Annotated in this window: 20 protein-coding genes; 8 read left to right on the top strand and 12 right to left on the bottom strand. The window is 45.1% G+C overall.

What is annotated here, in order from left to right; all coding sequences use genetic code 11:
* The 5 genes from ACVBIK_RS16160 to ACVBIK_RS16140 form a co-directional block, all read right to left on the bottom strand.
* Positions 1 to 263: heavy metal-binding domain-containing protein (locus tag ACVBIK_RS16160; RefSeq protein ID WP_447170087.1), on the bottom strand; the 263-nt coding region annotated here is incomplete at its 3' end.
* Between the two features lie 24 nt (positions 264 to 287).
* Entirely contained in the window at positions 288 to 722 is a 435-nt protein-coding gene (locus tag ACVBIK_RS16155; RefSeq protein WP_447158964.1) for a heavy metal-binding domain-containing protein, read from the bottom strand.
* Between the two features lie 145 nt (positions 723 to 867).
* Positions 868 to 1,284, bottom strand: coding sequence for a hypothetical protein (locus ACVBIK_RS16150; protein ID WP_447170086.1), 417 nt, complete (start codon positions 1,282 to 1,284; stop codon positions 868 to 870).
* 117 nt (positions 1,285 to 1,401) lie between these two features.
* The gene (locus ACVBIK_RS16145; RefSeq protein ID WP_447170085.1) at positions 1,402 to 1,821 is read right to left on the bottom strand and encodes a DUF2057 family protein; all 420 of its coding nucleotides are present in this window, start codon (positions 1,819 to 1,821) and stop codon (positions 1,402 to 1,404) included.
* A gap of 260 nt (positions 1,822 to 2,081) precedes the next feature.
* A complete protein-coding gene (locus ACVBIK_RS16140; protein ID WP_447164635.1) occupies positions 2,082 to 2,555 on the bottom strand; it encodes a hypothetical protein in 474 nt (157 codons plus the stop codon).
* A 387-nt stretch (positions 2,556 to 2,942) separates the two neighbouring features.
* On the opposite strand from ACVBIK_RS16140, the gene ACVBIK_RS16135 reads away from it, so the two are divergent.
* Complete coding sequence (locus ACVBIK_RS16135) at positions 2,943 to 3,506, top strand: NapC/NirT family cytochrome c (protein WP_447158960.1); 564 nt, start codon at positions 2,943 to 2,945, stop codon at positions 3,504 to 3,506.
* 492 nt (positions 3,507 to 3,998) lie between these two features.
* Here ACVBIK_RS16135 and ACVBIK_RS16130 read toward each other — a convergent pair whose 3' ends face one another.
* The 3 genes from ACVBIK_RS16130 to ACVBIK_RS16120 all read right to left on the bottom strand — a co-directional run bounded on the left by ACVBIK_RS16130 (position 3,999) and on the right by ACVBIK_RS16120 (position 5,944).
* Complete coding sequence (locus ACVBIK_RS16130) at positions 3,999 to 4,280, bottom strand: DUF1145 domain-containing protein (RefSeq protein ID WP_447158959.1); 282 nt, start codon at positions 4,278 to 4,280, stop codon at positions 3,999 to 4,001.
* A complete protein-coding gene (gene rsmD / locus ACVBIK_RS16125) occupies positions 4,281 to 4,910 on the bottom strand; it encodes a 16S rRNA (guanine(966)-N(2))-methyltransferase RsmD (protein ID WP_447158958.1) in 630 nt (209 codons plus the stop codon).
* Between the two features lie 926 nt (positions 4,911 to 5,836).
* On the bottom strand, positions 5,837 to 5,944 hold the full coding sequence (locus ACVBIK_RS16120; protein ID WP_447170090.1) for a hypothetical protein: 108 nt from the start codon (positions 5,942 to 5,944) through the stop codon (positions 5,837 to 5,839).
* Between ACVBIK_RS16120 and ftsY the strand changes: the two genes are divergently transcribed.
* From ftsY to ACVBIK_RS16090, 6 genes are all read left to right on the top strand, one after another.
* A complete protein-coding gene (gene ftsY / locus ACVBIK_RS16115) occupies positions 5,898 to 7,298 on the top strand; it encodes a signal recognition particle-docking protein FtsY (RefSeq protein WP_447170089.1) in 1,401 nt (466 codons plus the stop codon). The genes ACVBIK_RS16120 and ftsY overlap by 47 nt on opposite strands.
* A gap of 71 nt (positions 7,299 to 7,369) precedes the next feature.
* Positions 7,370 to 8,062, top strand: coding sequence for a cell division ATP-binding protein FtsE (gene ftsE / locus ACVBIK_RS16110; protein WP_447158957.1), 693 nt, complete (start codon positions 7,370 to 7,372; stop codon positions 8,060 to 8,062).
* 9 nt (positions 8,063 to 8,071) lie between these two features.
* Positions 8,072 to 9,037, top strand: coding sequence for a permease-like cell division protein FtsX (gene ftsX / locus ACVBIK_RS16105; protein ID WP_447163520.1), 966 nt, complete (start codon positions 8,072 to 8,074; stop codon positions 9,035 to 9,037).
* 337 nt (positions 9,038 to 9,374) lie between these two features.
* Positions 9,375 to 10,232, top strand: coding sequence for an RNA polymerase sigma factor RpoH (gene rpoH, locus ACVBIK_RS16100; RefSeq protein ID WP_447158955.1), 858 nt, complete (start codon positions 9,375 to 9,377; stop codon positions 10,230 to 10,232).
* A gap of 64 nt (positions 10,233 to 10,296) precedes the next feature.
* Positions 10,297 to 10,482 carry a hypothetical protein gene (locus ACVBIK_RS16095; RefSeq protein WP_447170084.1) on the top strand — a complete coding sequence of 62 codons (186 nt, stop codon included), beginning with the start codon at positions 10,297 to 10,299 and terminating at the stop codon, positions 10,480 to 10,482.
* 442 nt (positions 10,483 to 10,924) lie between these two features.
* A complete protein-coding gene (locus tag ACVBIK_RS16090) occupies positions 10,925 to 11,602 on the top strand; it encodes a hypothetical protein (protein ID WP_447170083.1) in 678 nt (225 codons plus the stop codon).
* Between the two features lie 25 nt (positions 11,603 to 11,627).
* On the opposite strand, the gene menE is transcribed toward ACVBIK_RS16090, so the two are convergent.
* From menE to menD, 4 genes are all read right to left on the bottom strand, one after another.
* Positions 11,628 to 13,085 (bottom strand): o-succinylbenzoate--CoA ligase, encoded by a 1,458-nt coding sequence (menE, locus tag ACVBIK_RS16085; protein WP_447170082.1) that lies wholly within the window; start codon positions 13,083 to 13,085, stop codon positions 11,628 to 11,630.
* 69 nt (positions 13,086 to 13,154) lie between these two features.
* Positions 13,155 to 14,240, bottom strand: coding sequence for an o-succinylbenzoate synthase (gene menC, locus ACVBIK_RS16080; RefSeq protein ID WP_447170081.1), 1,086 nt, complete (start codon positions 14,238 to 14,240; stop codon positions 13,155 to 13,157).
* A 14-nt stretch (positions 14,241 to 14,254) separates the two neighbouring features.
* Positions 14,255 to 15,070 (bottom strand): 2-succinyl-6-hydroxy-2,4-cyclohexadiene-1-carboxylate synthase, encoded by an 816-nt coding sequence (gene menH / locus ACVBIK_RS16075; RefSeq protein WP_447170080.1) that lies wholly within the window; start codon positions 15,068 to 15,070, stop codon positions 14,255 to 14,257.
* Positions 15,070 to 16,779, bottom strand: coding sequence for a 2-succinyl-5-enolpyruvyl-6-hydroxy-3-cyclohexene-1-carboxylic-acid synthase (menD, locus tag ACVBIK_RS16070; RefSeq protein WP_447158949.1), 1,710 nt, complete (start codon positions 16,777 to 16,779; stop codon positions 15,070 to 15,072). Before menD ends, menH begins: the two co-directional genes overlap by 1 nt.
* A 238-nt stretch (positions 16,780 to 17,017) precedes the next feature.
* Here menD and ACVBIK_RS16065 point away from each other — a divergent pair, with 238 nt between their 5' ends.
* Complete coding sequence (locus ACVBIK_RS16065) at positions 17,018 to 17,995, top strand: LysR family transcriptional regulator (RefSeq protein WP_447170079.1); 978 nt, start codon at positions 17,018 to 17,020, stop codon at positions 17,993 to 17,995.
* The last annotated feature ends 36 nt before the right edge of the window (positions 17,996 to 18,031 follow it).

Below are 18,031 nucleotides of genomic sequence, written 5' to 3'. Positions count from 1 at the left end.
AAGTGGTCACTTTGCTCTTCATCTTTAACGAGGAACATTTTGCATTCTGGGCAGCGACCGGGCTCATGGCTGGTCACCTCTGGGTGCATGGGGCAGTAATACTCTGCTCCATCTTGATTAGACTCATGCTGGTGAGCTTGAGTGTGTTGTCTATTGGCTGTTTCTGCTGTTTGGCTAAATCCGATGAGTGGGGTCGATGCCATCATTAGACTTAATGCACAAACGGCAGTTTGGCGTATTTTCTTTATCTTAAATAAACTCATAATGCCTTATCTCCACCCTAATGATTAGTGATGCGTGTGAGCTGATTTAGTCGCTTTATCGCCAGTAGCGACAGGTTCTAAATCCATACCACACTTAGGGCAGCTATCGCCTGCTTGACCTGTAATAGCTGGGTTCATTGGGCATGCATGGGTATGTTTGCTCATATGTTTCTGGTGTTTTTTAGCTTTATTAGGGCACGACTCTTTATTAGGGCAAGAATCACAGTTTTGGTTATGGGCTTTAGCTGCCGTTTTTGTGACTTCTAAATCCATACCGCACTTAGGGCAAGAATCACCTTTCGTACCAGTTACTTCTGGGTGCATTGGGCAAGCATAAGCTTGGTTTTGTACTGCATGTTGGTTTTTATGTGCACCGTGATGATGCTCATTTGCTGACGCAGTGCCTGTCCAAGACAACATTAACAAGGCAGATAAGGCTAAACTTATAAGGGTTTTCATAATTCTACTCCATCATAGAGATGGCCGAATGGCTGTGCTTAGCATAAGCAACAGAACAATTAACGGCTAAAATAATTGCTGATTAAGATTAATAACGGTTTCTGATCCGCGAACAGATGTATACGAAGAGACGTATAGCCTCTGTTTAAGCGATTGGAGGTCTTAAATCTTGTGGCAATGAAATAGAGTGGAAATGAGGCATTGGAGTGGCCGTTACAATTTCGGAAGTGGTGAAACCTGGCCAAGGTGACGCACTAAGCAGGGTACCTGTTACTGAAATAACCATGCAATGGTTGCAGTCGCTCTGACATGATCCATTGCCGTTGCAACAATCTTTTGAATTGCCGGGAAGCATTTGCATTTGTTCTTCAGAATCGCAGCAATGAGCCCCTTCATCCATTTGAACTTGATGACATTCAGTTCCGTCTTGCATACTCATCATTTGCATATCACCAGCCATCGCACTGGGTACCATCAAGGATCCATTAGATAGCACTAGCTGACTCAGCAAAGCGAGTAGCGTTAGGGCTAGTAATGTATGTCGACGGAATATGCTAAGCATGATGTATCCAAACAATAAGTTGCGATAAGTCTATCATAGGAATTATGTGGCACATTGATAAACTTCACAATTTTATCTGTTCAATGTGCCATCTCTATAAGTTATAGCTTGAATATCCTATTGTTTTGATAGTAGTAACTTTGTCATAAGTTGACCATGAGTCATTAGACTGACTTGTTGCTGTCCTCCCATACTGTCAGTTAATTGAATGGTCGGATTATCGATAAATTGATAAGCATCTGCTTCAGACAAAATGCTCGGAGTGAGCGCCTCGTAATTAGCCCCGCTATTAAAATCAATGTATAGATAAAGCAGCTCTGATTTAACCCAGTTAGAATCTTCGGCGTTGATATCAAAAAGATCACGATATTGAACCTCGATCAGATTGGGACCATTGTCGAGATCTAGGTAGCGGCTATCGACTTTACTTAGTCCGTTAACAGCGAGTACTTCTATAGACTCAGGAAAGGACACCGATGCAGCAGAAGAGATGAAACTGGTGAGTGATAGTGCGATAACAGCAATAAACTTTTTCATAATAAACTCCAAACTAAATTAAGTCGTTATTAATGCGAATATCTCTTCGGCTTCAAAGAGTGTTTCTGCAATCGATGCAGGGGTAATTGTTTTGGCTCAAATGAGCGTTCTAAAAATCATTACCAGTTAAAGCCAACATGATATGAGACAGTGCGCTACTGGCCAGCTATCGATAATGTGTGACAGCAAAGGCGCAATATTTCTGTAATGCTAAGCGCTGTATTGCTAGGCGCTCAATATGGATTAAGTTGAGATAAAGCTTAAAGACTGATGGGAGGGGGATTGATGGGCGACAACTCAGCAGTCTGTAAAGACCAAAAAACCGTTTGTACACTGGCCGTAGAACTTTGGGCGCTAGTGGTAAATTGTTCTTGCTCCATAATGCCTGGAGCCGATACATAGTGGGATACACAGTTATCCGCCCCTAACAGCTCGCATAGGGCGTCACAATCAATCTCAACTAAGCTAAAATCGCCTAAACCATCTAGGTCTAAATTTGGTGCTGTTGAATCACAGCTAATCTGCGAGTCCGCAATATGGGGCAGTCGAAAACTTTCAGCTATGAGTTCTGCTGTGGGTATGAGTGAAGCTTGGGGCTGATTATTTTCGGAGACGTGTGGTTGATAGACGTGTGAGCTAGCATGCAAAAATTTTGGCATCGCCATCGCTGGAGACAAGATAAACTGCCCTACCAGTGAGATGAAAAATGCTAAATATACAATTTGCTTACGCATGCTAACCTTAATGTGACCAAATCAAGTTGATGTAATTAGAAGACCTAGGTTTTATAGATAAAGTTTCATTATTCATAATTTTTTTGATTTTAGATGTATGGCATACCTCCTTTTACATCTAAAAGATTTTCAAACTAAAGAATTTATACTGCTCAAATATCAGCTTGATAGCCTATTAACCTTGCGGCAATCAAGGCTTTAGAGTAGCTTTAGTAAATGTGCATATAATGTGAGCAATTGAGGACTCAGAAAACAGAGTTAGAGCCATGTCTCATTTTGCACTTTTAGTTCCAGATCAATGAGTAGGATCTAGTTTATACTGGAAGGCATAAATAGCGATGAAGTTAACTTACATCGATATAAAAATTAAATATTCGGAGAAGAGTGATGAACTGGCGAGCACTATTTAAACCTAGCGCAAAATATTCGATTCTAGCCTTGCTAGTTATCGGTGTAGTTGTCGGTGTTGTAGGCTATTTTGCTACACAGCAAACGTTACATGCTACAAGTACAGATGAATTCTGTATGAGCTGTCACAGCAACCATTCGTTGAAAGCAGAAGTTCTTGCTTCACCTCACGGCGGTAATAGCGCGGGTGTTACGGTACAATGTCAAGATTGTCACCTTCCACACAACCCAGTTAAGTACCTAGTGAAGAAGATCATCGTATCTAAAGATCTATACGGTTACCTAACGATTGACGGTTTCAACACTCAAGAGTGGTTGGATGCAAACCGTAAAGAGCAGGCTGACCTAGCGCTTAAGTATTTCAAAGGCAATGACTCTGCTAACTGTAGACACTGTCACACTCGTATCTATGAGGACCAGCCTGAAGCTATGAGCAAGATGGCGAAGAGAATGCACGCTAACAACTTCAAGAAAGCTGAAGACAAGCGTAAGACTTGTGTAGACTGTCACAAAGGTGTTGCTCACGTTTATCCTAAGGGATAATACGCCAGCAAACCTAGAGTTAGCTAAGCCTGCTAACTCTTCAAGTTAATCGCTAAAAGCCCCTTAATTGGGGCTTTTTTGTTTTTAAAATCTAACAAGGCGCTAGGAAAAGCAGATAAAGACCCTAGGGAAAGCTAAGACGGAAAAGCTAGATAAGCCAGAGATGGTTTGCCTTTATTGAGTTGCGGGCTAGGATTTTTCTGCAGGTTGGGCTTTGATCCATCAATACGTTAATCATTTATTACTCGAACCGTTCATTACGAGCTGACGGCATAAATGCCGACCTACAAATGCAAAGCGAAGAAAGGTCCTAGGAAAGGCTTAGACGATCGGCCAGCGGCCTAGGGAACGTGACTGCGTCACTTACGGAACGCTATGCTGACGGAAAAGACGGAAAAGGCAAAAAAGCTGATGCCGTTTTGCCTGTGTTGTTTCGACTGTTGCTAGAACCTAGAACCTAGAACCTAGAACCTAGAACCTAGAACCTAGAACCTAGGCTTTAACCTGCTTATCTAACACCTGTTTGCGGTATTGCAGTAAGCTAAATACACCGAATAGGAATACCTGCAGATAATCGCTTTTTCTTAGTGTTAAAAGTTGGCTAAATAAACTGTGGAAAATGAAGGTTTGAAAGCAGTGCATCAATATTGTCATTACAAACAGAATATTAAGAGCCACTGCAATGCCACCTTCAAAGGGGAAAGCTATGTTATATAGCATCATCAACCAAGCAAATGCGGTGACGATTTTCCCTAGAATTAACATAACTTTCATTTAGTTCGTTTCCTGTGCATCGTTATTTGAATTATCAATTTCTTCTTCAAGTGCTACTGCAGAGTATTGATACAAACGATAGATCACTTGGCCTGCTTTTTTCTCTTTTAGCAAACTCCAGCTCGCGGGTACGGTTAACATCGCGATTTCACTCTCTGTTTCTACGTAGATCTGTGCATTGTCATTAAGCCATTCGTGCTGCTCGATAAGCGTAATACTCTTCTCGGCAAGTGACTTTCTAAAAGGTGGGTCGATAAAAACCAGATCGAAGCCTTCGCTAGGTTTATTCGCCAGCAAGGCTAAGCTATCACCTTTAATCACATCTGCGTTATCGCACTTGAGCGTGGCTAAGTTGGCCACGAGCTGTTTCGCAGCCTGGGCTTGTAGCTCAAAAATCTTCGCGTAACTTGCGTATCGCGACAGTGATTCAAGGCTCAGTGCGCCACTCCCTGCAAAGCAGTCGAGTACGCGTGCACCGCGAATATCGTTAGCAATCCAGTTAAATAGGGTTTCTCTAACGCGATCTGTGGTTGGGCGTAGCCCTTCAAGGTCATGAATGGGCAACTTTCGAGAGCGCCACTGGCCTGAAATAATCCTAACTTGACCGCTAGAAGGTCTTTTTTTGACCATGGTGTCCTCGTGATTTTGCCTAATGAAAGAAAGTGGTAGACTATGCCGTCTGAATTCAGGTCGTTATTTTATATCAAAGCACAGCTAAAAGGTAAAAAGCCGTTGTTAGAATCCGTATGAATGGCGGTTTTGCTGCTTTTATCTGCGTAATCTAAGCTGATTTTTGATATAACGTCCTCCACCCTAATGCATTTATGTACAGCTATTTGAGCACCGGTATAACACATGGCAAAGAAAGGTTTTTTTTCCTGGTTCCGCAAGGATAAGTCTAAAGAAGAAGCGCAGGCTGTAGAAGCGGCGAAATTAGAAGCTGAAAAGCTTGAATTAGAAGAAGCTGAAAAACTTGAGTTAGCAAGAGTTGAAGCTGAGCATCTTGCTGCCGAACAAGCTGAAGCGCAAAGAGTTGCAGAAGAGGCTCGCCTAGCTGCAGAGCAGGCAGAAGCTGAACGTATTGCAGCAGAGCAAGTGGCTCAAGCTGAGTCAGCACGTATTGCTGCTGAGCAGGCTGAAGCGCAAAGAGTTGCAGCAGAGCAAACGGCCCAAGCTGAGGCTGCACGTATTGCGGCTGAAAAAGCAACTCAAGTCGAAGCGCAAAGAGTTGCAGCAGAGCAAACAGCCCAAGCTGAGGCTGTACGTATTGCGACTGAAAATGCCGCCGTGGCAGAAGCTGAAGCGCAAAGAGTTGCTGCAGAGCAAGTGGCTCAAGCTGAGACTGCCCGTATTACGGCTGAAAATGCCGCCGTGGCAGAAGCTGAAGCTCAAAGAGTTGCTGCAGAGCAAGTGGCTCAAGCTGAGTCAGCACGTATTGCGGCTGAAAATGCCGCCGTGGCAGAAGCTGAAGCTCAAAGAGTTGCTGCAGAGCAAGTGGCTCAAGCTGAGACTGCACGTATTGCGGCTGAAAATGCCGCCGTGGCAGAAGCTGAAGTTCAAAGAGTTGCTGCAGAGCAAGTCGCACAAGCTGAAGCTGCACGCATTGAAGCTGCACGCATTGAAGCTGAACGCATTGAAGCTGAACGCATTGAAGCTGAACGCATTGAAGCTGAACGCATTGAAGCTGAACGCATTGAAGCTGCACGCATTGAAGCTGCACGCATTGAAGCTGAGCGCATTGAAGCTGAACGTATTGAAGCTGCACGCATTGAAGCTGCACGCATTGAAGCTGAACATATTGAAGCTGCACGTATTGAAGCTGAGCGCATTGAAGCTGCACGCATTGAAGCTGAACGTATTGAAGCTGAGCGCATTGAAGCTGAACGTATTAAAGCTGAACGTATTGAAGCTGAACGTATTGAAGCTGCACGCATTGAAGCTGAGCGCATTGAAGCTGCACGCATTGAAGCTGAGCGCATTGAAGCTGAGCGTATTGAAGCTGAAACTGCTGCAGAGCAAGCGGCACAGCTAGAAGCGGCAGAAGAGCAGCAGCCAGAACCGCAAGCTAAACCAGTAAAAGAAGGCTTATTTGCCCGCCTTAAGCGTGGCTTAAAACGAACCAGTGAAAGCATTGGTAGCGGCTTTATTGGTTTGTTTAGCGGGAAGAAGATCGATGACGATCTTTTTGAAGAGCTAGAAGAGCAGTTATTGATTGCCGATGTGGGTGTTGAAACGACGACACGCTTGATTAAGAACTTAACTGAGCAAGCGAGTCGCAAGCAGCTAAAAGATGGCGAAGCGCTGTATGAGTTACTGCGCGAAGAGATGCAAAAGACGCTAGATCCGGTTTCTGTACCATTAGTGCCAGAAAACGCCGATGGCCCATTTGTGATCTTAATGGTCGGTGTTAATGGTGTGGGTAAAACCACCACCATTGGTAAGCTTGCTAAGCAATATCAAGCGCAAGGCAAGTCGGTCATGTTAGCGGCAGGTGACACTTTTCGCGCAGCAGCGGTTGAGCAGCTACAGGTTTGGGGTCAACGCAACAATATTCCGGTTATCGCTCAGCACACAGGTGCAGACAGTGCATCGGTATTGTTTGATGCATTACAAGCGGCTCGCGCTCGTAATGTCGACGTATTGATAGCCGATACTGCAGGCCGTTTGCAGAATAAAGCACACTTGATGGACGAGCTTAAGAAAGTCGTTCGAGTGATGAAGAAGCAAGATGAAACGGCGCCACACGAGGTGATGTTAACCTTAGATGCAAGCACGGGTCAGAACGCGATTAGTCAGGCGCAGTTATTCCAAGAGGCGGTTGGCGTAACGGGTATTACTATCAGTAAGCTAGACGGCACCGCAAAGGGGGGCGTTATCTTTGCGATCGCTGACAAGTTTGGTATTCCAATTCGTCATATAGGTGTGGGTGAGCAGATCGACGATCTACGTACCTTCGATGCGAAAGACTTTATTGAAGCTTTGTTTAGTCAAACAAAAGACGACAAAGACGTTAAATAGCGTTAGCTTATAGAAGATAATTTAAGCTGCATACTCGATGTGGTAATACCAACTAATAAGAAATCTAATTAATGATTCGATTTGAGCAGGTAAGTAAAGTTTACCCCGGAGGGCAAAAAGCCCTATCGGATGTGAGTTTCCATCTAAAGCGTGGTGAGATGGCCTTTTTAACGGGTCACTCAGGCGCCGGTAAGAGTACGCTGCTCAAGCTGATCACCGTTATCGAAAGAGCTAACGGTGGTCGCGTTTCGATTAATGGCCACGATATCGCTAAAGTCACCCGCTCGCAGGTGCCTTATCTGCGCCGCGATATCGGTATGATTTTTCAAAACCATCATTTATTAATGAATAAAAGCGTGTTCGATAACGTGGCTTTACCTTTGATCATTGAAGGTTTTTCGATTGGTGAAATTCGTAAGCGAGTAGCCGGAGCGCTGGATATGGTCGGCTTATATGGTAAAGAGCGACATAATCCTATTATGTTGTCAGGCGGTGAGCAGCAGCGTGTGGGCATTGCCCGCGCGATTGTAAACAAACCGCCACTATTATTAGCCGATGAGCCAACGGGTAACTTAGATCCTAAATTATCGATGGATATCCTGCGTCTATTTGAAACCTTCAACGATGCAGGTACCACAGTACTTATCGCCACCCATGATCTTGGTTTAATTGCGCGAATGAAATACCGTACCTTAACGCTTAAGCAAGGGCGAGTATTAGGTGCCGAAGAGCTAAATACTCAAGATAACTTTGGCACTAACTGAGGATAAATGATGAGCCAGCAACCTCAGATAAACCGCAGCAAGCTGCCAATTTCCGGCAGAATCGTGATGTTTTTTATCCGTCATATTCAACATGCTATGGCCAGCCTTGGCGAACTATGGCGTAATCCGGTATCGTCCATCATGACGATGGCAGTACTGGGGGTGAGTTTAAGCTTGCCCGCGGCACTACAGGTATTAGTGAAAAACGCAGAGACCATTACCGAGTCCTGGAATAGCGCTGCTGAAATATCGCTATTTATTGATGAAGGTCGCAGCGAAACCGTGATTCAAAGTTTAATTACCCGCCTGAAGGTTTATCCAGAGGTGAGTAACGTCAGCTATATAGATCGTGATCAGGCGTTAGAAGAGTTTCAGCGTTTATCAGGCTTTGGTGAGGCGCTGTCGTATTTAGACTCAAACCCGCTTCCGGCCGTTGTAATGGTAACGCCTAGTCTTAAGTATTCAAGCCCAGCAGGTGCGAGAGAGCTACTGCGTAAGCTTGAGCAAGAGCCCGAAGTGAGCTTTGGCCGATTAGATATCGAGTGGCTAGAACGCCTGCAAGCGGTCGTTAAATTATTAGAGCGCACTGTACTAGCCATCGCAGCACTTCTAGTATTAGCCGTGGTATTGGTCATTGGTAATACGATTCGCTTAGCGATTATGAACCGCCGTACTGAAATTGAAGTGATGAAACTGGTTGGTGCAACCGAAGCCTTTATTCAGCGACCTTTCCTTTATACCGGGATCTGGTATGGCGTAATAGGTGGTGTGTTAGCGTGGATTATCATTAACTTATTGGTTTGGTATCTGGACTCAGCGCTAGCGGAATTGTTGGGTTTATATGGCAGTACGTTGCACATGGAATCTCTCACCTTTGCTGAACTTGGGCAATTAGTCTTACTCGCTTCGTTTTTGGGGTGGTTAGGTTCCTATCTTTCTGTGCGTCAGCATCTCAGAGCAATAGAACCGTCATAATAAAAGACTATTCTAACTGACAACTAGCCAACAAAAGCTCAGGCTAAATGATGAACTTTTTTTCATTTGCGTTAACGATAGCTAGGTGTAATATTTTGTTGGCGAATTTAAGTATGGCATTTAGCTTGGGTACTAGACTGGTATGATAAGCGGTTTTTGTGAGTCAGTATGCTCACTCTATACCTACTATATAAGTGATACATAAGCGTACATATTAGATAACGCCGATGGTTGACATATTTTGTCAATTAGTCGATAGTTCACAGTCCGTTTCAGTAATGAGCGGCTCGAAAGTAGATTTTAGCAAGACCTTTGTAAGCAAGTCGCAGGAGCGTAAATGACAGAACAAACGCAATCAATGGCACTGATGATTCCCCAGAGTAGTGGAAGCCTCGAGTCTTATGTTCATTCAGCACACAACATCCCGATGTTGGAAGCTGATAAAGAATATGAGCTAGCGAAGCGTCTGCAAGAAACGGGTGATTTGCAGGCTGCGAAGCAGTTAATTATGTCGCACTTACGTTTTGTAGTACACGTTGCAAAAGGTTACTCAGGCTACGGTTTACCACAGGCTGATTTGATTCAAGAAGGCAATATCGGCCTGATGAAAGCGGTTAAGCGTTTCGACCCAGATGTGGGCGTACGCTTGGTATCGTTTGCCGTGCATTGGATTAAAGCTGAAATTCATGAGTATGTGCTTAAAAACTGGCGCATCGTAAAAGTGGCCACCACTAAAGCACAACGCAAGTTGTTCTTTAATCTTCGTAAAGCTAAAAAGCGTTTAGGTTGGTTTAGCGATAGCGAAGTGGGCATGGTGGCTGAAAATCTAGGTGTATCAAAAGCCGACGTGACCGAAATGGAATCACGCATGGCAGCGCAAGATCCTGCATTTGATCTGGCTAGCGATAACGATGACGAACAAGATTATGCTCCTATGCATTACCTTGAAGATCATTCATCAGATTTAGCGTCTCAAGTTGAAACAGACAACTGGGAGCAGAATAATCAAGCGCGTTTGCTATCGGCCATCAAGACACTTGATGAGCGTAGCCAACATATTCTTCAAGCGCGTTGGTTAGATGAAAACAAGACCACATTGCAAGATTTAGCATCGACTTACCAAGTGTCTGCTGAACGTATCAGGCAGTTGGAAAAGAATGCAATGAACAAGCTTAAAGGCTGTATGGAAGTTTAATTCCATTATCAGTTTTAGAGACTTTATTAATAATTGAAACCTGCTTACCCAAGCAGGTTTTTTTATGTCTGGAACATTTATGCCAAAAGCCCATGGATGGGCAGCTTTTGGCTTTATGTCTGGAGCTTTTATGCCAAAAGCCCATGGATGGGCAGCTTTTGGCTTTATGTCTGGAGAATACTCAGACATCTCAGTATTTTTCATTATCAGGCTGCGCCTGACCAAAGTCGTGGGATTCCATCCCACATAGGGGCTTAAAGATATAAGCAATCAAACTTCGTTTGATAAAGATCGTGGCAAAGCCACATATCAGGCTGCGCCTGACTTTAAAGTTAGACTGCGTCTAACAATTAACATCGTGGCGCTTCGCCCACACCCGAGCCAAGGGGGAAAGCGCTTGTCCCCCTTAGCGAACCCTCAGCGCCCCAGACGAAGTTACATGCGTTGGGTGCAGGCCTCATACTTATTCGAAATAACCTAACGCTTCCGATGGGGCATCCTGCCCCGCGAAAGCTATGCCCACGTCCGTGTGGGCATTACGGCTATTTCTTCAACGTACTTCGGCAACTTCGATGGGGAATTGGTGTTTTCTTTTAGCTTGCTATAAAAGTTTTCATTGGTTTAAAATCAATTTACAACAATGGTTTATAGGTGATAGTTTGCTAGGGTGACTGTAATTTTTTAGGTGGATAATGAAAAGTGTAGAGAATAAAAAGACTGAAGATATTATTCGTCGAGCAGAAGAGATATTAGCCACTGCTAAACTTGGTTATGAAGATTGGTCTAGCACTAATAAAACTAGGAAATTCTCGGGATTGAGAAATCTTATTGTATTTGGGCGCTCAGTTACTTTTGTTATTCAGAATTTAAAGTCGTCTGAGAATAACTTCGAAGAGTGGTACCTTGAAATTCAAAATGAACTAAAACAAGATCCATTAATGAAGTACTTTGTTGATGTTAGAAATAATATTTTGAAGCAAGGTAAGATGGAAGTGAGTACAACTGCTCACCTTAGCAGCTTCTCTCCAAGTGATATTCATAAGTTTGGTACACCTCCACCCGGTGCCACATCTTTTTTTATTGGCGATGATATCGGTGGTTCAGGGTGGTTAATTTCATTACCTGATGGATCAGAAGAAAAATATTATATGGATTTACCTAGATCAATAGGTGAAGTGAAGCAGTCTTTCTCTGACCTTCCTGAAGTCATTGACGATGAATTAAAGAGGAAATCAATTGATGAGTTGTGTTTACTCTATCTTATGAAATTGGAGTCAATTCTTGATCGAGCAAGAAAAGAATTTTTAAACAATGAAGTTCAAGTTATAAATGGAAGAAGGTTGCCACCATTTTTGAGGGTTGTGAAATAATCGAGAATTACTGAAATTCAACTCACTATTTCGCGAGATTTACCGCTTCAATAACCTGTTTACGTACAACCTTAATCCCGGCGCTGCTGACTTCTGGCCAAGGGTAATAACACCTTGGTCGCTTGAAACGGGCAATTTTGTCGGCGAGGAATGCGGTTAGCTGAGCTTCCAAAGGTTGGTTAGCTGAACCGTTACTCAGCTTACTCTCGTTAAGCTTACTCTCGTTAAGTTTAAGTATGGCTGCTGGTAGATTGCCAAACTTGGCATCTGCCACTGGGAATACGATGGCATCACTGATCAGTGGATGTAGCTTTAATGCGGCTTCTATCTCTTCGGGTTGAATGTTTTCGCCGCCGCTGATAAACATGTTGTCGGCGCGGCCGTCGATGCATAGGTTGCCGTTATCATCAAAGTGGCCTAAATCTTTGGTGTAGAACCAGCCGTCTTTATCGAGCGGCAGATTAAAGCCCTCTTTGGCTAAATAACCCAAAAACAAACACTCGCCTTTTACCCATATTTCACCATCAACAACCTTTAACTCTCGCCCCGATAAGACGTTACCACTAGAGCCGTCGCTGCGGGCGATACCGGTGCTGATCTGCGATCCCATTTCTGTCATGCCGTAGCTGGTGTAGGCCTTGATATTGCGCTTAGCCAGTTCGGCTAACAGGTTGGCTGAAATGGCGCCGCCGCCGAGCAGCATGGCTTTGACCTGGCTTAAGTTGTCGCTACCGCTACCAAGAAGCTGTTGTAGCTGCGCGCTGACTAAAGACAGGTGGGTGATAGCGTCGCGACTGAGTTGTTCAGTCAGAGTTAGGTGCTTGTCTTCAAATACCACACACGCCCCCGCGAGGGCGCAGCGGTTTAAAATCGCGAGGCCGCCGATATGAAATAGCGGCAGCGACAGCAACCAATTATCCCCTGCAGCTAACGTAATTAGTTCACTTGAACCTGCCGCGCTGGCGATATGGTTGGCTAGGCTATGGGCGGCGGCTTTGGGCGTACCGCTGCTGCCAGAGGTGAGTATTGCGTTAACGGCAACGAGAGGTTCAAGAGCTGGTGCTAGCTGCTGGCTTTGGAGTGTAAAATCTACAGTCACTGACTCAAACTGGTTTTGATTGCTTAAGGCCAGAACCAGTGACGAGTCCACCGGATTATCAACTGCAAGCCAGTAGTGACGATAACTGTGAGTTTGCATCAGATCCACGACTTGCTTAGCAGCAAAGCGTGGCGATATGGGACAAAAGAGGATGCCGCTGTCGACACAGGCCCAATAGAGTAGTAGCAGCTGAGGGCAATTATGAGCGATACAGGCGAGGCGGTCGCCTTTTTGCAGCCCCTGCGCTGATAACTGCTCTGCAACTGAGTTAACCTGCTGGCTTAGCCCCTTATAGCTCACCGCTTTACCTGCAAATTTGTAGGCTGTGTTAGCGCCGTGACGCTGCGCGATGTTGTGGATGGGTGAGCGTGTCTTAGCTTGCATGCAGTTATCCGTTATTTGGCCTATGTGGATCTTGTTGAGCTGCTATAGATAGAGGTCTGAGTTAGTCGCTTACTTAAGTGCGACGAGTAGCGTCAAATCATCAAGGCTTAAACAGTCTGCTTTGCCTGAATGAGCGAGCAAGTCCTGGCTAAAGGCGCCAAGCGTGTCGATCCCTGGGATCTCATTTGGCGTCATGATCCGTGCCAAATGGCTTAAGGCGTCGATACCTAAACTGGCTTCTAAACTAGAACTTAACATACAGCGAACGCCATGTTCTTCAGCTGTATCAATCAGTCGTTGTAACGTCTCTAGACTGCCAAGCAGCATTGGCTTGAGGATTAGCGCACGTAGCCCTGGTTGCATTTCAAATTGATAGTCTGGGCTATTGAGTGATTCATCCAGTGCCCATGGCAGCTCAATGGCTTGATAAAAGGCGTGGTTATCCTCAGGGTTTTGACAGGGCTCTTCAATATACTCAATGCTGTTAAGTGGTATGCAGGCGGCAAATTCTATGGCTTGCTCCAGGCTAAAGCCTCGATTAGCGTCTAAACGCAATTTTAGATCGGGTCGAATCGCTAAGATCTGATGAATAAGCTTGATCTCATCTTCTAATGAGTCTTGAGCCACTTTAACTTTTACGGCAAAAACAGTTTTAGGCAAAGAGCGGACTTTGTCTGCGACGGCGTTAAGCGGTTCATCGGCATGACGATAAATAAGCGGCACGGTACGTGGCGTTATTAGGTGGCTGCCTAACTTGCCGTGCAGTTTACCGTGCAGCAGGCTAAGGCCATAAGCGAGTGCGGGATATTGATTAGCAATCGCGCTTTGTTCGGCAATGTCTAACAGCTTATCGGCTGGCTGCTGGTGCAGCAATGGCAATATTTCAATGAGTTGCTGGCTAACCGCTGCTAATGTCTCACGGCTAAAGCCTGTAATCATTTGCCCTTGGCTGTCGGAGCCGCTAAGCGGTGAGATCTCAACCGACTCTTGCCTATCGCCATTGGCTGTCATAATTGTTCCAGTGAGTACTAAGCCTTGGCGCTGCTCAATGCGCTGCTTGCCTACTGGCAGTGGCTTAGTTAGGTCGATAGCAAACTGATGCAGACTCAATTGAGTAAGAGTTAATGGGGCTGCTTGCTGTTGAGTTGCTGTCATTGAGTGCTCACTCTTTAGTTAGAAGTCGAGTTAGAGGTCGAGGTAAAAACGTGTTTTAGTAGTTTACCAAAGAGGATGGGCGCTGCTAAGTGCACATTGTGGCCGCTGGCTTCAATAGCATGTAACTCTAGCGCTTGCTGTTGTTGCCAGCATTTGGCCAGCGCCATAAATTTACTGTCTTGATGGCCTGCTATAAAGTGTGTAACGACGCTCAATCGACTGGGTGTATCCCAAAGGTCGCCTTGCTCGGCGAGCGAGGTCGCTTGATAGCAATTGGCTAGCAGTTGTGGCTTATTGGTCGCCCTCTTGTCGATTAAGTGGACGCGTTCAACGTCGGTTAAATCACTAAATACAGCTTGCTGATACCATAGGCCTAAAAAGCGTTTAATGGGCAGGTTTGCCAGTTTTAATGCCCATGCTGAATCACTCTCTTTACGAGCAAGTTTATCACTTTCTTGTTTTAAACCGGGATGACAAGACTCCAAAACCAAGCTCAGTAATTGCTGAGGGTACAGGTTTGCGATATACAATGCGATACGCCCGCCAAGAGAGTAGCCCACTAAATGGTATTGGCTAATGCTAAGCGTCGATAAGGTCGTTTGAATAAGCTCTGCGCAGCGGTTAAACCCCGGCGTGGGCAAGAGGAATGGGTTTGCCTGACAAGCCTCAAGGTTATTATCACCATGGCCGGGCAGGTCGAGAGCAATACAAAAAAAGTCATCTTGTAACTGCGCTACAACCTCATTCCAGTCTTCTTTGCTGCCTAAAAAGCCGTGCAGGAATACCACGGCTGGCGAGCCTATTTGACCTGCGCAGCGATAGCTCAGCATTAGCTTTGCTTTACCCAATTGGCTAGTTGCGCTATCTGCTCGCTGGCTTGGTTCTGGGCCACTGTGACTTCTATGACAGAGGGGCCAGAGTAGGTCATAGCGTACTCGTAGGACTCTATAAAGTCGGTTAACGAGTCGACTTGATTGTAGGCTAGGCCGAACATGGCAGCGCCGAAACCAAATTCAAGTCCGTGAGATAAACGATAGTAGTCGCTTCTGAGCTGCTCATTGGGCACAGGCAATAAATTAAAGATATTACCGCCATCGTTGTTGAGAATGACGATCACCAACGGGCTGGTGACACTGCGGGCTATTGCCAGCGAATTAAGATCATGTAGCGCAGAGATATCGCCAATGATGAGTGTCGTTGGTTTGGCCTCGGCAATAGCGACACCGCAAGCGGTAGCTAATAAGCCATCAATGCCTGATGCGCCGCGGTTAGTGAAAACCGTTGCGCTGCCGGTGGTGATAGGTGCGAACATGTCATACAGGCGCACGGGAAGACTGTTACCGATAAACAGTTGCTGCTCATTGGTTTGCATCTTGGCAATCGCTCGAATGGTTTGCGCTTCACCAAACTCGGCATGATCAATCTGCTGCTGATACAGGGTTTCTAACTCATCGTTAAATTGAACTAAGTTTAGTGCCCAATTTGCTTGTGACGATCTTGGCCAGGCGAGCGCGGCAAATTGATGGGCTGGGGCAATCCAAACCTGCTTAGATTTATTACTGGGGTCAAGCCGTTGTTGCTGCGGCAGTACTTGCCAATAATCTTTCCAGTCTTGGTCATTGAGATAGCTAATGAGGCGTTTGGACAGAATACGACCGCCAAACACAATGACTTTTTCAGCCTGAGCTAACAGTGCCTTTGATTTTGGCTGGTGCAGCAGTTGATCGATATTACCGATTGCGCCGCCATGCTGTCTCAGTTGCGACTGTGCATCGGTGACAATGGGCCAGCCCAGTTTTTGTGCAAGTGCGATGAGCTGCTCAGGTTGTTGCTCGGGTGCGAGTGTCGCGGCAACAATGACTCCTTTACCATGAACAAAACGGGCAAGAGCATCAGATGTCGGCATTTGGCTTGTATTCATTGGAGCGAACCGACTGTAAGGCGTGGTTTGTTGCTGCCACTGGGTCACTGGCGCTAGATAGCGAGAAAAATCGACACTAGGTTCATTTGGATATAGAGGTTCACGATACATACAGTTGATATGCACGGGTTGTGATTGGTTACACACCGCTTCATCTAACATGCTCAGTAGCGCTTGTGGCGCGATATTCATGTCGGGTGTTGGCAAATTTAGCTGTTTAGCATATTGCGCGAAAATAGCGGGCTGAATAATGGCCTGGTTAGCACCGCAGTCGATAAGCTCTGGCGGTCTATCGCCAGATAACACGATTAAAGGCACATGGGTGAGCCAAGCTTCTATCACTGCAGGGTAAAGGTTAGCGACTGCTGTCCCTGACGTGGTAATAATCGCAACAGGCGCTTGGCTTGCTTTAGCTAAGCCCAGCGCCATGAAGCCTAGGCCTCTTTCATCAAAGTGAATATGTTGGCTGAGCTTCGACTGTTTTGCCGCCGCTAGAGTTAATGGGGTGGAACGGGAACCTGGCGCCATACAGACGTGTTTTACACCAAGGCGGGCCAGTTCTTCTAAGATTAACGTTCCCCAAAGCAGGTTCAGTTCAGCTGTGTGTTCAGTTTGCATAGGTATTTACCATCTCATTGATAGCCTTAGTTTAACTTGCTTTAGGCTAAAGGAGTATGATCACTCTAGAGTTTTCTTTAGCGAGCATTTTGTCAGGGATTAATAGAGAGAGTCAGTCTTTATATTTTTACACCTACAATTAGGTATAGATGTGATTGGGGTAGCAAAATCGTATACTTTTCAGTGTTATAGTATTGTATACAATAATTAATAAAATGTTTTTTTAGGCAAGGATTTGATGCGTAAGGAACTTTCGAAGTTAGACTATTTTACTCTCAAGGTGTTTGTTGGCTTAGTTGAGTTTAAAAATGGTTCGGTTGTTGCCCAGAAACTTAGTACGACACAACCAAAGGTGAGCCGCGCTTTAAGTAATATGCGAGAGGTGATCCGTGATGAATTGTTTGTTAGGCGCCAATATGGTGTTGAGCCTAATGTAATGGCGGATAGAATATATCCTATCGCCAAATCTATTGTTCAGGCCTATGAACAGATGGCTGATGCGACTGCTCAACGCCCTGCTAAAAATCAATTAGTGATCGCAGCTCAAGAGCATTTATCTGGATTCTTGGTTGAATCGATTACTGAAGTTTGTCAGCGCCAAGGGCTAGATATGTCGGTGAGCATTCAACCTTGGAGCGATAATGTGCAAGAGTTATTGGCTCAGGGAAAAGTCGATTTCGCAATTACGGTAAACGCTAAAGCGTCTGATGTAGTACAGAACGTCAAGGTTGGAGACGTTAAGTATTACTTTCTGGCTGCAAAGAAGGGGCACTCATTATTTGAGAAAGAGTTGACGCTGAAGCATCTACTCGAAAATAAGCTGGTTTTTATTAACTACTCTAAAGTGGGCTTAGTTGATCATTGGTTTGAAAGTTATACAAAAGAACATGACTTAGACCTTAAAGTGAGTTTTAAAACGACGAGTTTAGCGATGGCGCTCAATCATCTTACTAAGTGTGATGATGTGTGTTGGACAGCCTCCATCTTCTCTCATCTGTACTTTAATAACCGGAATGATATCGATTATATCGATGCAACGGATTTTTATAATCAGGTGCTGTTTCCTAGCCGTGACCGTGAAAGTTATACCTACTATTTGCAGTATCACCATTCCCATGAAAATGATTTTTCTAAGGCGTTATCGACGCTGTTAACTGAAAAGCTCACGCTTGCTCAAGAATTATATGACCAGCAAAAGCTAGCTCAGGCTGCGTAATGATAAGAGGATGGAAACCAAGTTAACTCACTAAAG

The sequence above is a fragment of the Shewanella sp. 125m-1 genome, from assembly GCF_052977065.1.
This window is presented reverse-complemented; position numbering and strand designations above follow the sequence as displayed.

What these genes read in the sequence shown, in the direction of transcription:
- rpoH (WP_447158955.1), top strand. Translation starts at nt 9,375, where the DNA reads ATGACAGAACAAACGCAATCAATGGCACTGATGATTCCCCAGAGTAGT.
- ACVBIK_RS16145 (WP_447170085.1), bottom strand. Translation starts at nt 1,821, where the DNA reads ATGAAAAAGTTTATTGCTGTTATCGCACTATCACTCACCAGTTTCATC.
- ACVBIK_RS16130 (WP_447158959.1), bottom strand. Translation starts at nt 4,280, where the DNA reads ATGAAAGTTATGTTAATTCTAGGGAAAATCGTCACCGCATTTGCTTGG.
- menH (WP_447170080.1), bottom strand. Translation starts at nt 15,070, where the DNA reads ATGCTGAGCTATCGCTGCGCAGGTCAAATAGGCTCGCCAGCCGTGGTA.
- ACVBIK_RS16090 (WP_447170083.1), top strand. Translation starts at nt 10,925, where the DNA reads ATGAAAAGTGTAGAGAATAAAAAGACTGAAGATATTATTCGTCGAGCA.
- ftsE (WP_447158957.1), top strand. Translation starts at nt 7,370, where the DNA reads ATGATTCGATTTGAGCAGGTAAGTAAAGTTTACCCCGGAGGGCAAAAA.
- ACVBIK_RS16155 (WP_447158964.1), bottom strand. Translation starts at nt 722, where the DNA reads ATGAAAACCCTTATAAGTTTAGCCTTATCTGCCTTGTTAATGTTGTCT.
- ACVBIK_RS16135 (WP_447158960.1), top strand. Translation starts at nt 2,943, where the DNA reads ATGAACTGGCGAGCACTATTTAAACCTAGCGCAAAATATTCGATTCTA.
- ACVBIK_RS16120 (WP_447170090.1), bottom strand. Translation starts at nt 5,944, where the DNA reads ATGCGTTCAGCTTCAATGCGTTCAGCTTCAATGCGTTCAGCTTCAATG.
- menD (WP_447158949.1), bottom strand. Translation starts at nt 16,779, where the DNA reads ATGCAAACTGAACACACAGCTGAACTGAACCTGCTTTGGGGAACGTTA.
- ACVBIK_RS16065 (WP_447170079.1), top strand. Translation starts at nt 17,018, where the DNA reads ATGCGTAAGGAACTTTCGAAGTTAGACTATTTTACTCTCAAGGTGTTT.
- ACVBIK_RS16140 (WP_447164635.1), bottom strand. Translation starts at nt 2,555, where the DNA reads ATGCGTAAGCAAATTGTATATTTAGCATTTTTCATCTCACTGGTAGGG.
- menC (WP_447170081.1), bottom strand. Translation starts at nt 14,240, where the DNA reads ATGACAGCAACTCAACAGCAAGCAGCCCCATTAACTCTTACTCAATTG.
- ACVBIK_RS16150 (WP_447170086.1), bottom strand. Translation starts at nt 1,284, where the DNA reads ATGCTTAGCATATTCCGTCGACATACATTACTAGCCCTAACGCTACTC.
- rsmD (WP_447158958.1), bottom strand. Translation starts at nt 4,910, where the DNA reads ATGGTCAAAAAAAGACCTTCTAGCGGTCAAGTTAGGATTATTTCAGGC.
- menE (WP_447170082.1), bottom strand. Translation starts at nt 13,085, where the DNA reads ATGCAAGCTAAGACACGCTCACCCATCCACAACATCGCGCAGCGTCAC.
- ACVBIK_RS16095 (WP_447170084.1), top strand. Translation starts at nt 10,297, where the DNA reads ATGTCTGGAACATTTATGCCAAAAGCCCATGGATGGGCAGCTTTTGGC.
- ftsX (WP_447163520.1), top strand. Translation starts at nt 8,072, where the DNA reads ATGAGCCAGCAACCTCAGATAAACCGCAGCAAGCTGCCAATTTCCGGC.